At 52.9% G+C, this 18039-nt stretch carries 17 protein-coding genes and 1 pseudogene; 8 read left to right on the top strand and 10 right to left on the bottom strand.

The annotated features are described in order from the left end of the window. Positions 1 to 70: 70 nt before the first annotated feature. The 3 genes and pseudogenes from BOW52_RS14335 to BOW52_RS17130 all read right to left on the bottom strand — a co-directional run bounded on the left by BOW52_RS14335 (position 71) and on the right by BOW52_RS17130 (position 1893). Entirely contained in the window at positions 71 to 952 is an 882-nt protein-coding gene (locus BOW52_RS14335; protein ID WP_236725761.1) for a hypothetical protein, read from the bottom strand. Between the two features lie 54 nt (positions 953 to 1006). Next, positions 1007 to 1123 (bottom strand): annotated as a pseudogene (locus BOW52_RS18015) (hypothetical protein); the annotation flags it as partial. A 14-nt stretch (positions 1124 to 1137) separates the two neighbouring features. After that, positions 1138 to 1893 (bottom strand): hypothetical protein, encoded by a 756-nt coding sequence (locus BOW52_RS17130; RefSeq protein ID WP_078484767.1) that lies wholly within the window; start codon positions 1891 to 1893, stop codon positions 1138 to 1140. A 142-nt stretch (positions 1894 to 2035) separates the two neighbouring features. Here BOW52_RS17130 and BOW52_RS14330 point away from each other — a divergent pair, with 142 nt between their 5' ends. Together BOW52_RS14330 and BOW52_RS14325 are read left to right on the top strand one after the other, a co-directional pair. Beyond that, on the top strand, positions 2036 to 2275 hold the full coding sequence (locus BOW52_RS14330) for a hypothetical protein (RefSeq protein WP_135622458.1): 240 nt from the start codon (positions 2036 to 2038) through the stop codon (positions 2273 to 2275). A gap of 220 nt (positions 2276 to 2495) precedes the next feature. Continuing rightward, positions 2496 to 3347, top strand: a complete 852-nt coding sequence (locus BOW52_RS14325) for an aKG-HExxH-type peptide beta-hydroxylase (RefSeq protein WP_078484765.1) — start codon at positions 2496 to 2498, stop codon at positions 3345 to 3347. Between the two features lie 173 nt (positions 3348 to 3520). Here the strand turns inward: BOW52_RS14325 and BOW52_RS14320 are convergent, their stop codons facing one another. From BOW52_RS14320 to gloB, 6 genes are all read right to left on the bottom strand, one after another. Further along, positions 3521 to 4651 carry a metallophosphoesterase gene (locus tag BOW52_RS14320; RefSeq protein WP_078484764.1) on the bottom strand — a complete coding sequence of 377 codons (1131 nt, stop codon included), beginning with the start codon at positions 4649 to 4651 and terminating at the stop codon, positions 3521 to 3523. A 104-nt stretch (positions 4652 to 4755) separates the two neighbouring features. Next, entirely contained in the window at positions 4756 to 5124 is a 369-nt protein-coding gene (locus BOW52_RS14315) for a hypothetical protein (protein WP_078484763.1), read from the bottom strand. Between the two features lie 8 nt (positions 5125 to 5132). Then, entirely contained in the window at positions 5133 to 5594 is a 462-nt protein-coding gene (locus tag BOW52_RS14310) for a cyclic nucleotide-binding domain-containing protein (protein WP_078484762.1), read from the bottom strand. A gap of 74 nt (positions 5595 to 5668) precedes the next feature. Then, positions 5669 to 6028, bottom strand: a complete 360-nt coding sequence (locus BOW52_RS14305) for an ankyrin repeat domain-containing protein (RefSeq protein ID WP_172840364.1) — start codon at positions 6026 to 6028, stop codon at positions 5669 to 5671. 4 nt (positions 6029 to 6032) lie between these two features. After that, positions 6033 to 7712: a lytic transglycosylase gene (locus BOW52_RS14300; RefSeq protein WP_078484760.1), complete on the bottom strand. Its 1680-nt coding sequence runs from the start codon at positions 7710 to 7712 to the stop codon at positions 6033 to 6035. A gap of 7 nt (positions 7713 to 7719) precedes the next feature. Continuing rightward, positions 7720 to 8532 (bottom strand): hydroxyacylglutathione hydrolase, encoded by an 813-nt coding sequence (gloB, locus tag BOW52_RS14295; RefSeq protein WP_330359772.1) that lies wholly within the window; start codon positions 8530 to 8532, stop codon positions 7720 to 7722. A gap of 53 nt (positions 8533 to 8585) precedes the next feature. Here gloB and BOW52_RS14290 point away from each other — a divergent pair, with 53 nt between their 5' ends. The 3 genes from BOW52_RS14290 to dnaQ are packed head-to-tail and all read left to right on the top strand — an operon-like array spanning position 8586 to position 10480. Further along, positions 8586 to 9326, top strand: a complete 741-nt coding sequence (locus BOW52_RS14290) for a class I SAM-dependent methyltransferase (protein ID WP_172840363.1) — start codon at positions 8586 to 8588, stop codon at positions 9324 to 9326. After that, complete coding sequence (gene rnhA / locus BOW52_RS14285; RefSeq protein ID WP_078484779.1) at positions 9316 to 9762, top strand: ribonuclease HI; 447 nt, start codon at positions 9316 to 9318, stop codon at positions 9760 to 9762. The genes BOW52_RS14290 and rnhA overlap by 11 nt, the downstream gene beginning before the upstream one ends. A 10-nt stretch (positions 9763 to 9772) precedes the next feature. Further along, positions 9773 to 10480 carry a DNA polymerase III subunit epsilon gene (gene dnaQ, locus BOW52_RS14280; RefSeq protein WP_078484757.1) on the top strand — a complete coding sequence of 236 codons (708 nt, stop codon included), beginning with the start codon at positions 9773 to 9775 and terminating at the stop codon, positions 10478 to 10480. Between the two features lie 2 nt (positions 10481 to 10482). Here dnaQ and BOW52_RS14275 read toward each other — a convergent pair whose 3' ends face one another. Further along, the gene (locus BOW52_RS14275) at positions 10483 to 11823 is read right to left on the bottom strand and encodes a sigma-54 interaction domain-containing protein (RefSeq protein WP_078484756.1); all 1341 of its coding nucleotides are present in this window, start codon (positions 11821 to 11823) and stop codon (positions 10483 to 10485) included. A 301-nt stretch (positions 11824 to 12124) separates the two neighbouring features. On the opposite strand from BOW52_RS14275, the gene BOW52_RS14270 reads away from it, so the two are divergent. The 3 genes from BOW52_RS14270 to BOW52_RS14260 form a co-directional block, all read left to right on the top strand. Next, positions 12125 to 12520: an SCP-2 sterol transfer family protein gene (locus tag BOW52_RS14270; RefSeq protein WP_078484755.1), complete on the top strand. Its 396-nt coding sequence runs from the start codon at positions 12125 to 12127 to the stop codon at positions 12518 to 12520. A gap of 52 nt (positions 12521 to 12572) precedes the next feature. Beyond that, the gene (locus BOW52_RS14265; protein WP_078484754.1) at positions 12573 to 14021 is read left to right on the top strand and encodes an efflux RND transporter periplasmic adaptor subunit; all 1449 of its coding nucleotides are present in this window, start codon (positions 12573 to 12575) and stop codon (positions 14019 to 14021) included. Between the two features lie 121 nt (positions 14022 to 14142). Beyond that, positions 14143 to 18039, top strand: a 3897-nt coding sequence (locus BOW52_RS14260; RefSeq protein WP_078484778.1) for an efflux RND transporter permease subunit, incomplete at its 3' end; no start/stop codon positions are given.

Here is an 18039-nt window from a genome sequence, read left to right as displayed (position 1 = left end):
CCCAGGAGTTTGCTAGTTCCTCACTGATACTGCCATACGGCGGCTATCCTTGATCCGTCGCTTTGTACGATCACAATGGGGTGGTGGTGATAAGATATGAGCTTAAGAGGGTGTTCAGCATTTTCCTGCGCTCATTATCAATAGGTGAGTTGTTGGATTGCCACTCTGAAATAACTCCGCCTGTCTGTGTGATGTGGCGGATACGATCAACGGGTAGGCCAGTCTGGATGAACTCGTCGGTCTGAATAAGAAGTACGACTGATTCAACTTTACGGTTCATGAGTAGTGCAATCGTACGTGTAAACAGTGATATAGAAGGAAACGGCATCTCCTGCAGAGACGGGGTGATAGTCAGATAATGACTAGTTAGGTAACAAGCAGTGCCGCCATCGACCTGTAGCTGCTGAATCTTTCGGGCCGTTTTTTCCGCCTCGCTGCCTCCTATTACGACCTCTACCGGTATTCGTCCATCACCTTCAATAAAATTCTCAAAATAGTGCGGAAGTCGCGCCCTTGCAGTGGGGTGGCCGCCAAAGTATGGAGCGAAATTGACTTCGTTTATAATCGCTCCGTTTTGATGCCATGGTATAGATATATCGCTAGAGATGATGTCGATGCCAGCATTCGAGAGTTGAAAGAGTTCTGCCGCGCGAAGAGCAATAGCTCTGTTGTCAGGGTGAACTTGATCGCTTGCGTCGGTGATGTCACCACTCCACTCGGATGATTCGATCTTTCTGATTGGAACTGTTGTTCCAGGTTCAGGAATTGTCTCCGGTGAAAAACCATTTTCGGTGATTGAGTCTAATGCCAGCTCATCAAGCGGAATAGCCTTGCTGCGTTTCCAGGGTGGGGTTGCCAGTAGTTTTTTATTTGCGAGTTCAATGAGTTCGGAGACTGTATGTTCTCCATCGCCTATGACCGCTCTCGGACCACGTCGTAGGGCATAGAGCATCTCGTTATTGGCGATAAAGATACGATAACAGACGCCAGGTACCTCTTTCTCGATGAGTATCTTTTTTGAATGCTTGGATGCTGTATTGAATGCGCCAGCAAGTTGTTTAAGGTTATGAATGCCAACAGTGACCCCTTCGCCACGATCTAGATCCGCCGGTTTTACAACCAGTGGCCAGCCTAGCTTTAGCGCTGCCTGTTGTGCCTGTTTAGGTGAATAGGTAAGTATATGTGGGTTGGAGAGGGAAGTCCTGCGCTACGGGTCAGTGTTGAGGTCCATGCTTTGTTTTGTGACACCTTTGAGCCAAAGGCTGAGTCGGATTCGACAGAGCTTCTATCTATTAGCCGTGCCCTACTACCCCAACCCAGCTGATAAAGACCGCTGCCAAGATGGCGAAAGGGAATGTCAAGATCGTAGGCAGCCTTTAGAATATGTGTTGTGGATATCCCGGCAACCACTCTGGCGCGTATAGGCTGAACTGTCTTTTTACTAATGGCACTTTGTATTGCCGATAGGTTGAGTGGTTCCTGTGGCATATATATACACTGCCGCAATACTCTGAGTGCACTTCGGTAAGCCTTAATTAATAATTTCAGCGAAACGTGATCGATTGCAGGTATCGCGATCTGGATATGCCATTTTTGAGTGTTTTCTTCGCTCCTGTCTGTGTTGAGAATAACGCCAAGATCGAAAATTGGGAGTCGTGCATCCTGCAAGATTGATCGAGCAATTATCATTGCTCGTTCTGAAAACGTTTCGGCAGTGGAGTGTGGGCGAGAGGTTTCCGTTGACCACTCATCTATTTGAAGACCGTAAATTTTCTGAATTACTTTATCGACTGCTGTGAAATCGACCGTCTCCGGACAATCGAAAGAGAGAAAGATCTGGGTTTCGAGTTGACGTAAACCGGACTTGTAGCCGTGGACACTCTGGTTAACCATGGTTTTGTGTTTTCAAGAGGGAAAAAGCCTATAAATAGTAGCGTGCATGTGGTGTGGTGATGAAATTGACATGTTCTGGCTAATTTGTTCATATGCTAACCTGATTTGCCTAATTACAATAGTTTTTACCAAGGGGGAATGTATGGTCAAGGATGTTATTCTGGATTCAAATAAATTACTGGGTTTTAAAATCTTGGGAAAGAGGGATTCGCTCGACGCTGTCGAATTTGGAGCCAAGATTGCAAAACCAGTCACTGCTAAAACCGCAATGGGCGCGAAGATCGGAAAGGCGCCACCAGCCCCTCAGCTTGGCGCAAAGATTGGTAAGGCTCCATCTTCAACCACTCTGCTCGGAGCGAAAATTGGTAAGGCACCTCTCTAGCAATTAAATTGGAAACAGTGTCAGAAATTGGCGTGCTACTTAATTAGCGGCTTATTACGGTAAGCACACAATAGTCGTCGTGATAGGGGCGCCGTAGGCATAAACGGTCGCGTTAAGTATTTGCCGCTTGCTTGGGCTTGGACGCCCAAAACAAGCTTCCGCAAAAATAGCGACTCCCCGATCGCCTTACTGCGGTCGGTTTTTTTATGGTGAATGACTAATGACTATCCACTTCTCCTTCCTGCCCGATCCCATACGCGCCAGGGCTATTGACAGCAGAATGCGTCAAGGTTTGGCAGATAGCCTTAATTATGTCTCCGGTGAACTTGGCAAGCAGGTTGGAAAATCGCTCGATGGCGTGGATGAGTTGGTTGCTGCAACCAGTCGTGGTGCAGTCTATCCACCCTCTACTTTTGGACTCTATTACGAAATAGTTTCGGCTGTGATGGAGGATGGACATCAAGCGGCGGAAACTCTGATCAATGAGTTGCAGTCAGAACGTAAGCTGGACGGCAATGAATTAAATGTGACCACTCTGGGTGGGATTGAATCTATCTCAGTTCAGAAACGCTATCAGCGGTTAATGGATACTGATCCCAATACTCCCTTTACGATACTTTCACCTGCTGGTGAGGAGGCTGATGACCTTGTTTCTCAGTTCAAGTCTGGTCATAGACGGCTTCGTGAGACCATTCCAGTGCTGGCAGATGAGTTCGAGTCGTTGGTGAAAGAGGTGGTTCTGGTTGTCGGTGATGTCGAATCGAATGGGTATGACTTTGCCGGTGGTTCCAGTTATATGCTTTGGGGGGCGCTCTTTATCAATGCCGAGCGACATAAGAGCGATGTGGCCTTGATTGAAGCGATTGCACATGAGAGTGCGCATAGCTTTCTGTTTGGTATGACCTACGACGAACCGTTGGTCCTAAATGCGGATGACGAACTTCTTCAGTCGCCACTTCGCGATGATCCCCGACCAATGGATGGAATTTACCACGCGACCTTTGTATTGGCGCGCATGCACTGGGCAATGTCGGCATATTCGGGGCGCCGTAGGCATAAACGGTCGCGTTAAGTATTTGCCGCTTGCTTGGGCTTGGACGCCCAAAACAAGCTTCCGCAAAAATAGCGACTCCCCGATCATGCGTTGATGGAAGGTGCGTACAGTTACATGGAGCCCTTCCAGTAGGATTGGTTGTTCAATGGGCAAACAGCGAATGTTGTGGAGAAACGGCCTGCCGTCGTTGCTTACCCGGCTGAAATAATGATGTGGCTGATCTCGCTAGGAGCGAGTACACGCAGTGGCGGTCCCCAGTAACCGGTTCCCCGACTGACAAAAATCTGTCTGCGTGCATCGTGTCGGTGCAGTCCGGCCAGATAGGGTTGATCGATCATCACCAGAAAGCCGAAGGGAAAGATCTGGCCTCCATGGGTGTGGCCGCTGAGCATCAGATCGAATTGATGCTCTTTGATCAGGTTAATCCCTTTGGGCTGGTGACAGAGCAGGATGGTCGGAATATTCGTATCAACACCATCAAACGCCCTATCAAAATCTAATGGCAGTGAACCAATGCGTTCGCCAATGACATCGTTTACCCCTACCAGATTAAACTGCTGGCCACTCTTCTCAATCACTTCGCTCTCATTAAGTAGCGGCCTGATGCCGAGTGTGCGTAGATATTCGATAACGGGTTCAGCGCCGTGGAAATATTCGTGGTTGCCGAGAATAAAGTAGCAGGGGCACTGTAGGCGTTGCAGCGGCTCAAGGTCCTGTCGGATATCCTCAAGTGGCAGATCGATTAGATCGCCGGTTATTACAACCATGTCGGGATGCAGTGCGTTGGTGCGCGCTACGGTCTCCTCTATAAAGCCCCGTTTTATCGTCCGTCCTACGTGTACGTCACTGAGTTGCACAATAGAGTAGTTGTCGATTGGGAAGTCTTTGATCTTTACCTCAACGCTGTTAATTCCTGGTGCCTTGATGCCCTGTGAAAATCCGCGTAACAGATAAGCAGTAGCGGCTATTAACATGGTGATGTCGAAGAGTATTTTGATGGTGCGACGGCGGCCCTGGTCGAAGGGAACCCGTCTCGAGGTGGTGATGGTCAGATCGTAGATCGTCGCGATGACAAAGAGCATGAAGGTGATGCCGATGAAGGCGCTGTTGATCATGTAGAGTAGAGGTGACTGGGCCAACAGGTCGAGTACACGGTCGAGCATGAAGAAAATTTCACCCGCCATCAGGGTGATGGGGATAATGGCAGCATATTGGCTGAAGTGGGGTGAGAGTTTTTTGAAAAAACGTCGATAGATATAGAAGTTAGCCGCTGCCATGACCAGCAGAAAGATAGAGGCAAAAATGATAAGTCGTAGTGGCATGGCGTGATTGGAGTCTTTTGTTGATTGGAGTGGGCGTGCTAGTTGTAGGGCGTTTGATCGGTGTCAGGTTCTACACCCGATGGTGACATTGGCGCAGTTGTCGACTAGCAGCCACCATCCCCGCCACCTCCACAGTCGCCACCACCCTCTCCGCCAGTGCTATCGCCGCCACCAAAGACAGAATCACTGCTAATAATGCCGTTGGCGTGGAGCCACCAGAAGAGATAGATAATGGAGGCGAGAAGTAAGAGCGGTGGCATAAGAGCCTTAAAGAGTGAGGTGCTACCGAGATCAAAAAAGTGGATGGTGGTGTAGCCAGCAGCAATGGCGATAAAACCCTGGAACCAGAAAAGATAGAGCAGACCGCCCAGAGCAGCCAGCGGGATCAGTAATGAGTAGAGCGGGTTGTCGGCACTAAAATCGCCATATATTGCAGCGACAACAATAAAAAAAATGGCCCAGAACTGTTTCATGATATCGGCTAGATATTGGTGTTCCAGAGCAGCTGTTTGATCAGGCTGTCAGACTGTTCTAGTCGTTGTGCGAGGATAAGTGCAATACGATGTAGTACCTTGAAGCCGATCTCTGCATCCTTAGTCAATATATTCATCAATGCTTCACCATTGATGCGAATCGCATCAACATCACCACGACATCTGACCGAGGCGGTACGTTTGCATCCGGTCAGTAGGGCAAGTTCACCGTAGAGGTCTTTATCTTCCTTTGAGAGCACCACCTCGCCGCTAATCATGTTGGTGTCGTTGGAGACGATCTCAACAGTGCCGGAGAGCAGCAGATAGAAGTCGCGGTCGATGTGCTCCCCTTCACAGATAAGGAACTCACCGTCGTTGAGTGCAACGATCGAGCAGCAAGGCATGATGCTTGCGATCTGGTCGGCGGATAGATCCTGAAAACAGCTCGAGTGCTCCAGCTCTTCAAACATGATCGACTCTCCCTCTGGTACATGACAATGGCTCGTGCTGCGAGCGCTTGTTGAATGGATGACTATAGCCGCGATTATCTAACCGTGCCTCCGCGAGATTTCAGGTAGCGGATCATTTCGGTTTTTTCGTGAGTGGTTGCCAGTCGTAGTGGGGTGGAACCCTTCTTGGTCAGTGCGTTTACATCGGCTCCGCGGGCGACCAGTAGCTTAGCGACATCGACATGGCCCTTAAACGCGGCCCAGTGGAGAGGGGTTGCACCTTCACTGTTGCGCGCATCGACCGGTTCTCCCGCTTTAATCAGGGCGATCACCTTGTTTGCATCGCCGCGCATGGCCGCATCGTGCAGTGGCGGCTCATCGTAGGGGCTAGGACCACAGGCGCTAAGCACCAGTGTTGTAAGCGTTATTAACAGGGTGCGAAGGACTCCCTGCATCGGTTTAGATGTTGCCTGACTGTTGGGTGACATCAACGTAGAGGGTCAACTTCTGCCCAGGCTGCAAATACTTCTTCTTGTTGATCTTATTCCAGCGCAGCAGATCCTTCACTGAGACGTTGAACTTGTTGGAGATGCGAGCCAGAGAGTCGCCACTTCGCACGGTATAACGTACCGAGCGGATGCTGGCTGGAGGGCGACCGTTGCTGCTGGCTACCTTGTTTGATGATTTTGGCTTAACCCAGACCACCAGCTTCTGGCCGAGACGCAGGGTGTCTCTGGGTGCCATGTTGTTCCACTTCGCCAGCGCACCTGAACTCACTCCATACTTGCGAGAGATGTCCCACAGAGTGTCACCCTTGCGAACGATATGGTGCTGCTTGGAACCTTTGCGTGGCCGATTTTGTTTACTTGCCAGACGCTGTTGGGCGCTGAGGGTGTAGTTGTTGAGTGAACGGGTAGCGACGGGAATGATCAGGTACTTGCCGGCGCGAATGTTGTTACCCTTGATGTCATTGACCTTGCGAATTAGGTCGACGCTGGTCGAGTGGCGTTTGGCGACCTTGCCCAGTACGTCGCCATTGGCGATCTTGTAACGTTTCCACTTGATCCGTTTCTCTTTCGGTAGCTTGGCCAGCTTGTCGCTGAACTGCGCGGCGCGATTGCTTGGAATCAGTAATTGATGGGGACCACTTGGGTCGGTTGCCCACTGGTTGTAGGCGGGATTGAACCAGTAGAGCTCATCCATGCTGAGTCCGGCGAGGTCGGCAGCGAGTGCCAGATCGATTTGACCACCCGTCTCGATAATCTCGAAGGCGGGTTTGTTGGCGACATTGGGCAGATCGATGTTGTAACGACTGGGGTTCTTGAGTACCGCACTGATAGCAAGCAGTTTGGGTACATAACCACGCGTCTCTTTCGGCAGGTCGAGGTTCCAGAAGTCGATCGGTTTACCTGCCTTGCGGTTCTTGCGTACCGCCTTATTCACGGTTCCGCCACCAGAGTTGTAGGCAGCGAGTGCTAGCAGCCAGTCGCCATCAAAGCGTCTGTGCAGCGACTGCAGGTAGTTGAGTGCGGCATCGGTTGAGGCGATGACGTCACGACGACCGTCGTACCACCAGTTCTGTTTCAGACCGAAGTGCTTGCCGGTGCCGGGGATGAACTGCCAGAGTCCGGCGGCACGACCGTGGGAGTAGGCAAAGGGATGGAAGGCGCTCTCGACAATGGGTAACAGTGCGATCTCATTCGGTATGCCGCGCTTTTCGGTCTGCTCCAGGATGTAGTGGAGATAACGATCGCCGCGATCGAGCACACGTTTGATATAGCTGGGGTGGCGCTGGTAGTAGCTAATTTCACTGCGCACACGTGACTGTTTCATGCTCGCATTGAGTGCGTAGCCGCTACGCAGGCGCGGCCAGATCGAAGGGCCACTGCGGGTAGCCTGTTTATATCGTGGCCTCGTCTCTGTTTTGAAAGCGGTGGTTGCAGGGATCTCGGTGCTGACGATCGGCTCACCCCTGGTCACCTGAAGTGCGGCGATCACCTCTTCGGAGAGGGGGATGGCACGGGTCTCGTTGCTGTTGGTCTGCGACTTGGAAGCGGCAACGGATGATTTCTGTTGTTGGCTGGCGCAGGCGGTAAGGAGCAGGGTGCTGAGCACCAGCAGGGTAATATTCTTGTTCATTGTTCTCTTAATCCAGTTCATCTTTCCATTGGCGCACAGTGGCAAAGACCTCAGCACCCGATTGTAACGAATGACCGGCGTGCTGTTCTGCGGCGGCGATCACAGTGTCGACATCGCTGCGCAGGAACGGGTTGGTCCGCTTCTCCAGGCCGATGGTCGAGGGGACTGTTGCCAAATCGTCGCTGCGTAGTCTATCAGTCTCGGCAACGCGTTGTTGCAGTTCGCTATTTTCTGGCTCGGCAACCAGGGCAAACTTGAGGTTGGCCTGGGTATATTCATGGGCGCAGTAGACCCGCGTCTCTTCGGGCAACGCAGCAAATCGACTCAGGGCCCGGTGCATCTGTTCAAAGGTGCCCTCGAAGAGGCGACCACAACCGCCGGTGAAGAGAGTGTCACCGCAGAAGAGCGCGTCGTGGCCGTAGTAGGCGATGTGCCCTCGGGTGTGACCGGGCACGTCCATAACGTTCAATGTGGTGTCGATCTGCTCGAGTATGACGTTGTCACCCTCACTCAGCGGCTGGGTGAGAGCGGGTATCCGTTCTCCCGCTGGGCCGTAGACCGGGATCTGATAGCGACTGACCAGCTCGGTGACCCCCCCGGTGTGGTCACCGTGGTGATGGGTGATCAGGATCGCAATCGGTTGAATGTTATGTGATTCCAGATGATCGATGACAGGATCTTCGTCACCGGGATCGACGATCGTCGCAAAACGGCGCTTCTCGTCCTGAATCAGCCAGATGTAGTTATCTTCAAAGGCGGAGATGGCATCAATTATGGGCATCCGGGTATGGTGACAGCGCACCCGAAATGGGTCAATCAATGTCCGACTGTTTTGCTATCCAGTTTGAGCCTCTGATCAGTTATTCTTGCCCTATGAGTAGAACGCGACTTGCCGAGTGGTTTCGTGGAGTACCGGGCCGTTTTGTGCGGGCCGAAGAGCGCCATCATCTCGATCAGCTGTTACCCAATCTGTTTGGTTACCACCTCGCCCTGATCGGTTCGGTTGGGGATGATGATGAGCTGTTACTGACTAGCCGCGTGGCACATCATATCGTGGTCGATCCACTATCCGATGGTGATGACCGCTCTGCGGTTCACGCCGCTGCCGATGCGCTCCCCTTTGGTGAGGGGAGTCTCGATGTGGTACTGCTGCTGCACACCCTGGAGCTGGAAGAGAATCCGCATGAGGTGCTACGCGAAGTACTACGGGTGCTGGTTCCAGAGGGTCATGTGGTGATCACCGGCTTCAATCCCTGGAGCTGGTGGGGCGTGTGGCGTCTGCTGCGCCGCCACCGTGGCGAGGTGCCGTGGAGTGGACGCTTTATCAGTCAGACGCGGATTCGTGACTGGTTGGCGCTGGTCGGTTTCGAGACGGTCGATACCCGCTGCTTCTTTTTCCGCATGCCGCTTGGTAGCGAGCGTATAATGGCGCGCACAAATTTTCTGGAACGGTTCGGACCGCGCTGGTGGCCGATATTCTGTGGCGTCTATGTGGTGGTGGCGCGTAAACGTGTCTCGACCCTGACGCCGATTCGTCCCCGCTGGCGCTCACGACGACGCATGCTCGGCGGAGTGGTCGAACCGACAACACGTGGAGTACAACGTGGCAAATAGAGTAGAGATCTACACCGACGGCGCCTGTCGTGGTAATCCGGGCCCGGGTGGCTGGGGCGCACTGCTGCGATTTGATGGCAATGAGAAACGTCTGCACGGTGGTGAGCGTGAGACGACCAATAATCGTATGGAGATGATGGCCGCGATTATGGCATTGGAGACGCTGACACGTTCCTGTGAAGTGTTGCTGACCACCGATTCTCAGTATGTAATGAAAGGCATCAACGAGTGGATGGTTGGCTGGAAAAAGCGCGGCTGGAAGACGGCGGCTAAAAAACCAGTAAAAAATGTCGATCTTTGGAAACGACTCGATGCTGCACTCGCTGCTCATCAGGTGGAGTGGCAGTGGGTGCGGGGTCACACCGGTCATCCCGAGAACGAGCTGGCCGATGATCTGGCCAATCTGGGTATCGATGAGATGTTGGCAAAGGGCTAGGAGAGCATTAGTGAGACAGATCGTACTCGACACCGAGACCACCGGCCTTGAGCCGAGCCAGGGACACCGCATTATTGAGATCGGCTGTGTGGAGCTGGTCAGTCGTCGCCTCACCGGTAATAACTACCATCGCTACCTGCAGCCCGACCGTGAGATCGACGCGGGTGCGATCGAGGTGCACGGTATTACCAATGAATTCCTGGATGACAAGCCGCGCTTTCAAGATGTGGTTGAGGAGTTTGTCGACTATATCCGTGGCGCCGAACTGGTGATCCACAATGCAGCCTTCGACGTCGGCTTTCTCAATGCGGAGTTGAACAGGCTCGATGGCGATTGGCCGACGGTTGAATCCGTCAGTGGTGTACTCGACACGTTGAAGATGGCGCGTGACATGCATCCAGGGCAGCGCAACAGCCTCGATGCGCTCTGCAAGCGCTACGATATCGATAGCTCGCAGCGTACCCTGCACGGCGCGCTGCTTGATGCCGAGATCCTCGCCGATGTCTATCTGGCGATGACCGGTGGTCAGGTGACTCTGATGCTGGATGGGCAGAGCGAGAGTAGTGAGCAGGGCGGTGGAGAGGCGATTCGTCGTCTGGCTGCTGACCGTGAACCGCTAACGATACTCAAACCGACCGAAGCGGAGATGGAGGCGCATACAGCTTATCTCGATCTGATTCGAAAAAAGGCTGATGGTACCTGTCTCTGGGAGGATTGAGCCTACTTAATCCCCAGGCGCTGCATGCGTCTCCACAGCGTGGTGCGGTCGATATCGAGAATTTTTGCCGCCATCGCCTTGCTGCCGTTGGCGTGTTTCAGCGCCACCTCAATCTCACGACGTAGATTGGCCTGTTCCTGATCTTCTTCTGAAAGCAACGGTGTGCCAGCATAGTCACGAATATCCTGTGGCAGGCTCTCGATGGTGACCTCGTGGTCGAAGGAGCAGATGATGCCGTGCTCGACCGCGTTCTCCAGTTCACGAACATTACCTGGCCAGGGGTAATCCATCATCATGCGCATCGCATCGGGATTGCACTTCATATCAGCAGGGTAGCCGCGTGCCTCCATCTTTTTACAGAAGCTGACAAGCAGTAATGAGATATCACCTGGGCGATCACGCAGTGGTGGAACGCTAAGTGGAATGACTGCGAGGCGGTAATAGAGGTCGGCACGAAAGGTGCCATCGTCGACCATGTCACGCAGATTGCGGTTGGAGGCGGCCATGATACGCACATCGACCTTGACCGGGTGGTCGGCACCGACCATCTCAAACTCCTGTTCCTGGATCGCCTTCAACAGCTTTGCCTGCAGGTGGATCGGTATTTCGCTGACCTCGTCGAGGAAGAGGGTACCGTGGTTTGCCGATTGGAAACGCCCCGGGCGATCCTGATTGGCGCCAGTAAAGGCGCCTTTCACATGTCCAAAGAGTTCCGACTCGATCAGGCTTTCAGGTATGGCTGCACAGTTGAGTTCAATAAATGGTTGGTTGTGACGTTTGCTTAGGCGATGGATGCGACGTGCCAGTTCTGTTTTCCCGGTCCCCGATTCACCCTGGATCAGTACCGAGGCGTTGGTTGGGGCGATCTGTTCAATGCGCGCCAGGATTTCCAGCATCTGCGTGTCGCGGGTGACCATCTCATTATTGCCAGGATTAAAAACCGCCTGCAGGCGATGGTAGTCGGTGTGGTCGTGGATGATGGTCAGGCGTAGCTTCTCTTCGTGTCCAGTGGCGAAAACCATGCCACTGTTGATTTTAAGATGGCGCTCACCGCCCTCTTTGGCCTGGATCTTCTGATCGAATTCGACGAAGTTGCCACTCGGGCGACCGGCAGCGTCAGCCTCGCCCGAATCAATGGCTGCTTTAATCAGTGCGCGTTGTAGATTAATGCCGCCAATCTCCTTCAACTTTTCAATAGGCTCATTGGAGGCGAGGCCGAGCAGTTGTCCAGCGGCGGGATTTTGGTAAATCACGTGACCCATTGGATCTGAGATGATGACACCTTCATCGATATATGAAACGACTGATTCGAACAGAGCACCCAGGGTATCCTTCACGTTCATTTTTTATGGGGTCTCATTTGCTGGTGGCGGGTGGAAGAGTGTTGCATTGTCATCGGTGTTGCGCAACATTGCATAAGGGGTTCTGTTTGAATAATAAGCAAATAAATCATAATGATAGGGTTGATTATTAAATATAATCTGGAAAATTTGACTGCAACATTGCAGCACAAGCAGATAGCTTAATGTTAATATTAACAATGACTTACGTATATGGCAGAGAATTTGCTATAAGTTGGTACCGGTATTTGTTATAAAGTCAGTCCGGGGAAAGATTAACTAATTACAATGGGGGTTTGATCAGATGTCTGAAATGTTCTCTGAAGAGTGGATGGGTAAGTTCATGGAAGAGTGGAATAAAGAGCCGGATCTCTCTGATGCGCTTGCAAAAATTGGTTTTAATTCTGTCATAGCGTATGGTTTCGATGGTGATGATGCACCCAAGGGGTATATCTCCATAGAGAATGGCAAGGCGACAGCCGCCGGCGCATTTGATGGTCAGGATATAAATTGGGATCTTCGCGCAACCCCCGAGAATTGGGGAAAATGGATGAAGAAGCCACCGGGCATGATGGGGCTGGGAGTTGCCTACACTTCAAGAAAACTGAAATTCAACGTGGGTGATTACAGCGCCATGGTGAAAGATCCCCGTATGGCGACCCCCTTTATAAAGAGCTTTACAGTGATGGGCCGTGCCTGATCTGACTGAGCTGTCGCAGGGTTAATGCAAAGCAACGGAAACCACAATTAAGATGAAACTGAATCGATTTGTAATAAGTGCGCTGTTGGCAACTGTCACTTCGGCGCCTGCCACATTTGCGGCTGATGGTTATCAGTCTCGGTATGCGCCGGTAAGTGACAATCAGTCGACGGCACCACAATCTTCGTACAATACGCAGGGCTTTTACCAGACCCAAAGTGGTGCGGGGCAGGTGGGTGGTTATCGACCGCAGGCTGAGCAGACAGCTGCCAGTGGTACAAGCTATCCGGCGCAGACTCAGCAGACAAATGGATATCAGTTCCCATCGGCGCAGGCTGCCGCACCTGCTCAGGCGGCTGTGGCGGCTCCAGCCTATAACGCCGCGCCAGCCACAATCAGTAACGGCGTCGGCGGTGTGGTGGTTGTTGAAACGACCCAGACTGGGCCGACCGTGGTGCTAGGTGGCACGGTCGTTCCATATAAAGAAGTTACACTCGCAGCCCAGATTCCAGGGCGCGTAGAATTTATTGCCGGTGCCGAGGGCGACTGGTTCGAAGAGGAGCAGGTGCTGGTAGCGATCGATGATGACGATCTGCTGGCTCAGCGTCGACAGGTACTGGCGGAGATCGCCAATGCCGATGCGGCAATGCGTAATGCAAGAGTTCAGTACTCGCGTGAGCTCTGGTCGCCACAGTCGAAAAATATCAATCGTTCACCGGGCATGGGTATGCCTTCGATGTTCGACCAATTCTTCACTCGTCAGATGGGTAGCATGGCTGGATACGGTAATCCTGCTCTGGATCGTCAAGCCGATCTGCATACCTTCGGTACCAACATCAATCAGACTCAGAATCAGGCACTGCAGGCTCGTTCCAAGCTGGAAGAGGTTGATGCCAAGCTGCGTGATACTCGTGCCGTTGCACCGTTCTCCGGTGTGATCGTTAAGAAGCTGGTAGAGAGTGGTGACACAGTACAGCCAGGTAAACCGCTGCTGGTCTTCGCCGATACACGCTATCTGCAAATTCAGGCCGAGGTTCCTGCGCGACTGATGCCCGGGTTAAGTAAAGGCATGATGGTACCGGCGAAACTCGATGTGGGTAACACCCAGATCGAGGCACGTGTGGCTCAGATTTCCCCAATGGCCGATGTGCAGCGCCACACCGTGACCGTAAAGTTTGATCTGCCTGAGGGTGTGCCGGGTGGACCGGGTATGTATGCCGAGGTGCTGATTCCTGATGTGAACGTACCGACGCGAGAGCTGCCGATTATTCCTGCCACTTCCGTGGTTTACCGTGGCAGTCTGCCAGCGGTATTTGTAGTTAATCAGGAGAACCGGACCGAGCTAAGACTAGTACGTCTGGGTGAGTCGCTCGATAACCACACGGTAACGGTACTGTCAGGTATCAAAGAGGGTGAGATGGTATTGGTTAATCCACCTGCCGGAATGGCTTCGGGTTGGTCTCCAGCATCGCCTGCGCCTGGGCAGGAATCGCCACGTTAATTTGAGTTAATTGAGGTACAGCAGCCACGAAACACCTTGATATGGGGTGGTTTCACGACGGTGGGGGATTTGTTGTCGGGCGCTGTATTGGGTCGAACAATCAGAATAAAGCTGTGTAACGATGACTGAACAAGACGATAAAAACGTGTCACCGCCGGTATCACCGGTCGGCACTGAAGAGCATGTCGATCTCGGTATTGCGGGGCGAATGACCAAGGCGTTTATCCATTCGCCGCTCTCCCCACTGTTCCTGATCGCCTGTTTTGCTATAGGCATTATGGGGATATTCCTGACGCCGCGTCAGGAGGATCCGCAGATATCCGTGCCGATGGTAGACATCTTTTTTTCCTACCCCGGTGCGTCTGCTGAGCAGGTAGCGAGCCTCGCGACCGATCCACTGGAACGGATCATGAGTGAGATTACCGGCGTCAAGCATGTCTACTCCGCCTCGCAGCGTGGTCAGGGCATGGTCACCGTTGAGTTCGATGTTGGTCAGCAGATGGAGTCCTCGCTGGTCAAGCTCTACGACAGGCTTAACTCCAATCTCGATCGTATTCCTCCAGGCGTTTCCCAGCCGATGGTCAAGCCAAAGGCCGTTGACGATGTGCCTGTTGTCGCCCTCACGCTCTGGTCGGAAGATGTCGATGACAATCAGCTTCGACTGCTCGCACTGGATGTTTTGCAGCGCCTTAAAGAGGTGCCAGAGACCAGTCAGGGTCTTATTGTCGGCGGTCGTAGTGCGCAAATCCGTATTGAAGTATTACCTGAGCGTCTGGCCGGCTTTGGCATCAGCTTTGATCAGGTCGCCAATACGATTCGAACCTCTAACAGTGAGCAGGATGTTGGTGATACCGAAACGGGTGGACAGGTATTCCAGGTCTACTCCGGTTCTTTCCTGCGCAATGCAGAGGATGTTGCACAGCTAGTAGTAGGCACTCAGGGTGAGGCGCCGATCTATGTGCGCGACATAGCCAAGGTCACTGATGGTCCCGAAGAGACACGGCAACTGGTTAACTATTTCACCGGTCCTGCGGTAGCTGAGGGTGCGCCGATTGCCAATGGTGAGGCTGCAGTTACCCTTGCGGTGGCGAAAAAAGAGGGCTCCAACGGCGTAACAGTCGCCAATAGGGTGTTGAGTAAGGTTGAGGAGCTGAAGGGATCGTTAATCCCCGATAACGTTCACGTCGCTGTTACTCGCAATTACGGTGAGACCGCCAACGACAAGGTCAATGAGCTGATATTCAAGCTCTTTGTTGCAACGGGTGCCGTAACGGTTTTGATCTGGTTCTTCCTTGGCTGGCGTGCTGCCACCGTGGTGCTGGTGGTCATCCCGGTCGTCATTCTGGTAACCGTCTTCGGCGCCTATCTGCTCGGCTACACCATCGATCGTGTCTCACTCTTTGCGCTGATCTTCTCGATCGGCATTCTGGTCGACGATGCGATTGTTGTTATTGAGAATATCTATCGTCGCTGGCTGATGAATGGTGAGATAGACACCGATACAGCGGTCGACGCGGTACGCGAAGTCGGTAACCCCACCATTCTAGCAACCTTTACCGTGATCGCGGCACTGCTGCCGATGGGTGCAGTGAGTGGCATGATGGGACCCTACATGGCGCCGATTCCGGCACTCGGTTCGGTTGCGATCCTCTTCTCGCTGTTTGCCGCATTCATCTTTACCCCTTGGTTGGCAATGCGTATTCGCCCCTCTCTGGAGTACCTGCACGCTGCTCAGGAGCGTGAGCACAAGGGGAGCGAGCGTCTAGGCCGTCTCTATCACAAGATGATCGAGCCACTGACTACCAGTAAAACCAAGGGGCGTCTCTTCCTCTTCTCGATTATCGCGGTCTTTTTCCTCTGTTGTGCGCTCTTCTATACCAAGGGTGTGACGGTGAAGATGATGCCCTTCGACAACAAGTCGGAGTTCAACGTTGTTATCAATATGCCTGAAGGTACGGCGCTGCCCGTAACGGCCAATGTCACCTGGCGTCTGGCGGAGGCGCTACGTTCCATTCCTGAGGTAACGGCACTGCAGACCTACACGGGTACCGCTTCACCGTTTAACTTTAACGGTCTGGTACGTCACTACTACCTGCGTAAGAACCCGTGGGAAGCAGATATACAGGTAGAGCTACTTCACAAGCGCGATCGTGAACGCAGCAGTCATGAGCTGGCGCAGGTGGTTCGTGAGCTACTCACACCGCTTTCCACTGAACTGGGCGCACGGATACAGATCGTAGAGATGCCGCCAGGACCTCCAGTACTGCAATCTGTTGTCGCCGAGGTCTACGGTCCCGATGCAACTACCCGTCGTCAGGTGGCTGCCGATCTGACCCAGATCTTTGAACGTGCCAACAACGTTACTGATGTCGATAACTATATGCAGAACCCCTATGAAGTACTGCGTTTTGAGGTCGATACCGAGAAGGCAGTGCGCCGAGGTGTGTCGGTTGATGTAATTAATCGAAATCTGTCGATGGCTTTGGGCGGTTACAAGCTGGGTGATATTAAACAGCGCACAGTACTGGAGCCGACCTACATCGTCATGCAGGTACCGCTGGAGGCGCGTTCGCAGATGGGGCGTTTGGCCAATCTGCCTATCCCAACACAAGGTGGTAAGACGCTTCCGCTAGCAGAGCTGGGACGTTTTGTTCCGATCTACCAGGATCAGCCAATCTTCCACAAGGATCTGCGTGCGGTTGAGTACGTGACGGGTGAAGGCCAGGGGCGTCTTGGTGCGCCTATCTATGGCATGTTTGAGATTGAAGACCTGCTCAATGACTATGTCTCTCCTGATGGCGTGAAGGTGCAAAGCAACTACTTTGGTCCTCCCTCGAGCGATAAAAGCTCCGCGTTTGAATGGGGTGGTGAGTGGACTGTTACCTTTGAAACCTTCCGCGATATGGGGCTCGCATTTGGTGTCGCACTGGTGTTGATCTACATGTTGGTGGTGTGGGAGTTCGGCAACTTTACCCTGCCTGCTATCGTCATGGCGCCGATCCCGCTAACGCTGATCGGTATCATTCCAGGTCACTGGATCATGGGCGCTGAATTTACTGCCACCTCAATGATCGGCTTTATAGCACTAGCGGGTATTATCGTGCGTAACTCGATTCTGCTAGTCGACTTCACTAAGCATGAGATTCAGCGTGGTGTGCCGGTAATTGATGCGCTGGTCGAGTCGTGCCGTGTCAGAACACGTCCGATTGTTATTACCGCGCTGGCGCTGGTGGGCGGTTCATTCGTTATCCTATTCGATCCGATCTTCCAGGGTATGGCGGTCTCGCTATTGTTTGGTGTGCTGGTATCGACTCTGCTGACCCTGCTAATTATCCCATTAGGTTGTTATTCCGGTCGCAAGGCCTTCTGTCCTGTTGGCGCTGATGGTGCCAATGTCTCTTGTGATAATACTGAGGCGACTGAGGAAAAAGAGGAGCGTGGTGAGAGCCTCTTTATGAAGATCTGGCCTATTGTGGTCATGGCGATCTTTGCAATCAGAGCAGTATTTATCTTCATCTGGATGGGGTTGCAGTCACTCTTCTCTATGGTGATGGGACTGTTCCGAAGTAAAAAGAACGAGTCGGGTGGTAGTGAACCTCCACCATCAACACCATCTCCTTCTACACCAAGTGGCGGTGGCGGATCAGCTGATGTAGACATCTCAGTGACTGAGAAGGCAGCAGCAGAGAAGGCTGAAGCAGGGAAGGCTGAGGCAGAGAAGGCTGAGGCAGAGAAGGCTGAGGCAGAGAAGGCTGAGGCAGAGAAGGCTGAGGCAGAGAAGGCTGAGGCAGAGAAGGCAGCAGCAGAGAAGGCTGAGGCAGAGAAGGCTGAGGCAGAGAAGGCTGAGGCAGAGAAGGCAGCAGCAGAGAAGGCAGCAGCAGAGAAGGCAGCAGCAGAGAAGGCAGCAGCAGAGAAGGCAGCAGCAGAGAAGGCTGCAGCAGAGAAGGCTGCAGCAGAGAAGGCTGCAGCAGAGAAGGCTGCAGCAGAGAAGGCTGCAGCAGAGAAGGCTGCAGCAGAG

Origin of the sequence: Solemya pervernicosa gill symbiont, from assembly GCF_002020875.1 — a bacterium.
Taxonomy (GTDB): Bacteria; Pseudomonadota; Gammaproteobacteria.
The sequence above is the reverse complement of the archived record's forward strand: the minus strand, read 5'-3'. Positions and strand labels throughout refer to the sequence as shown.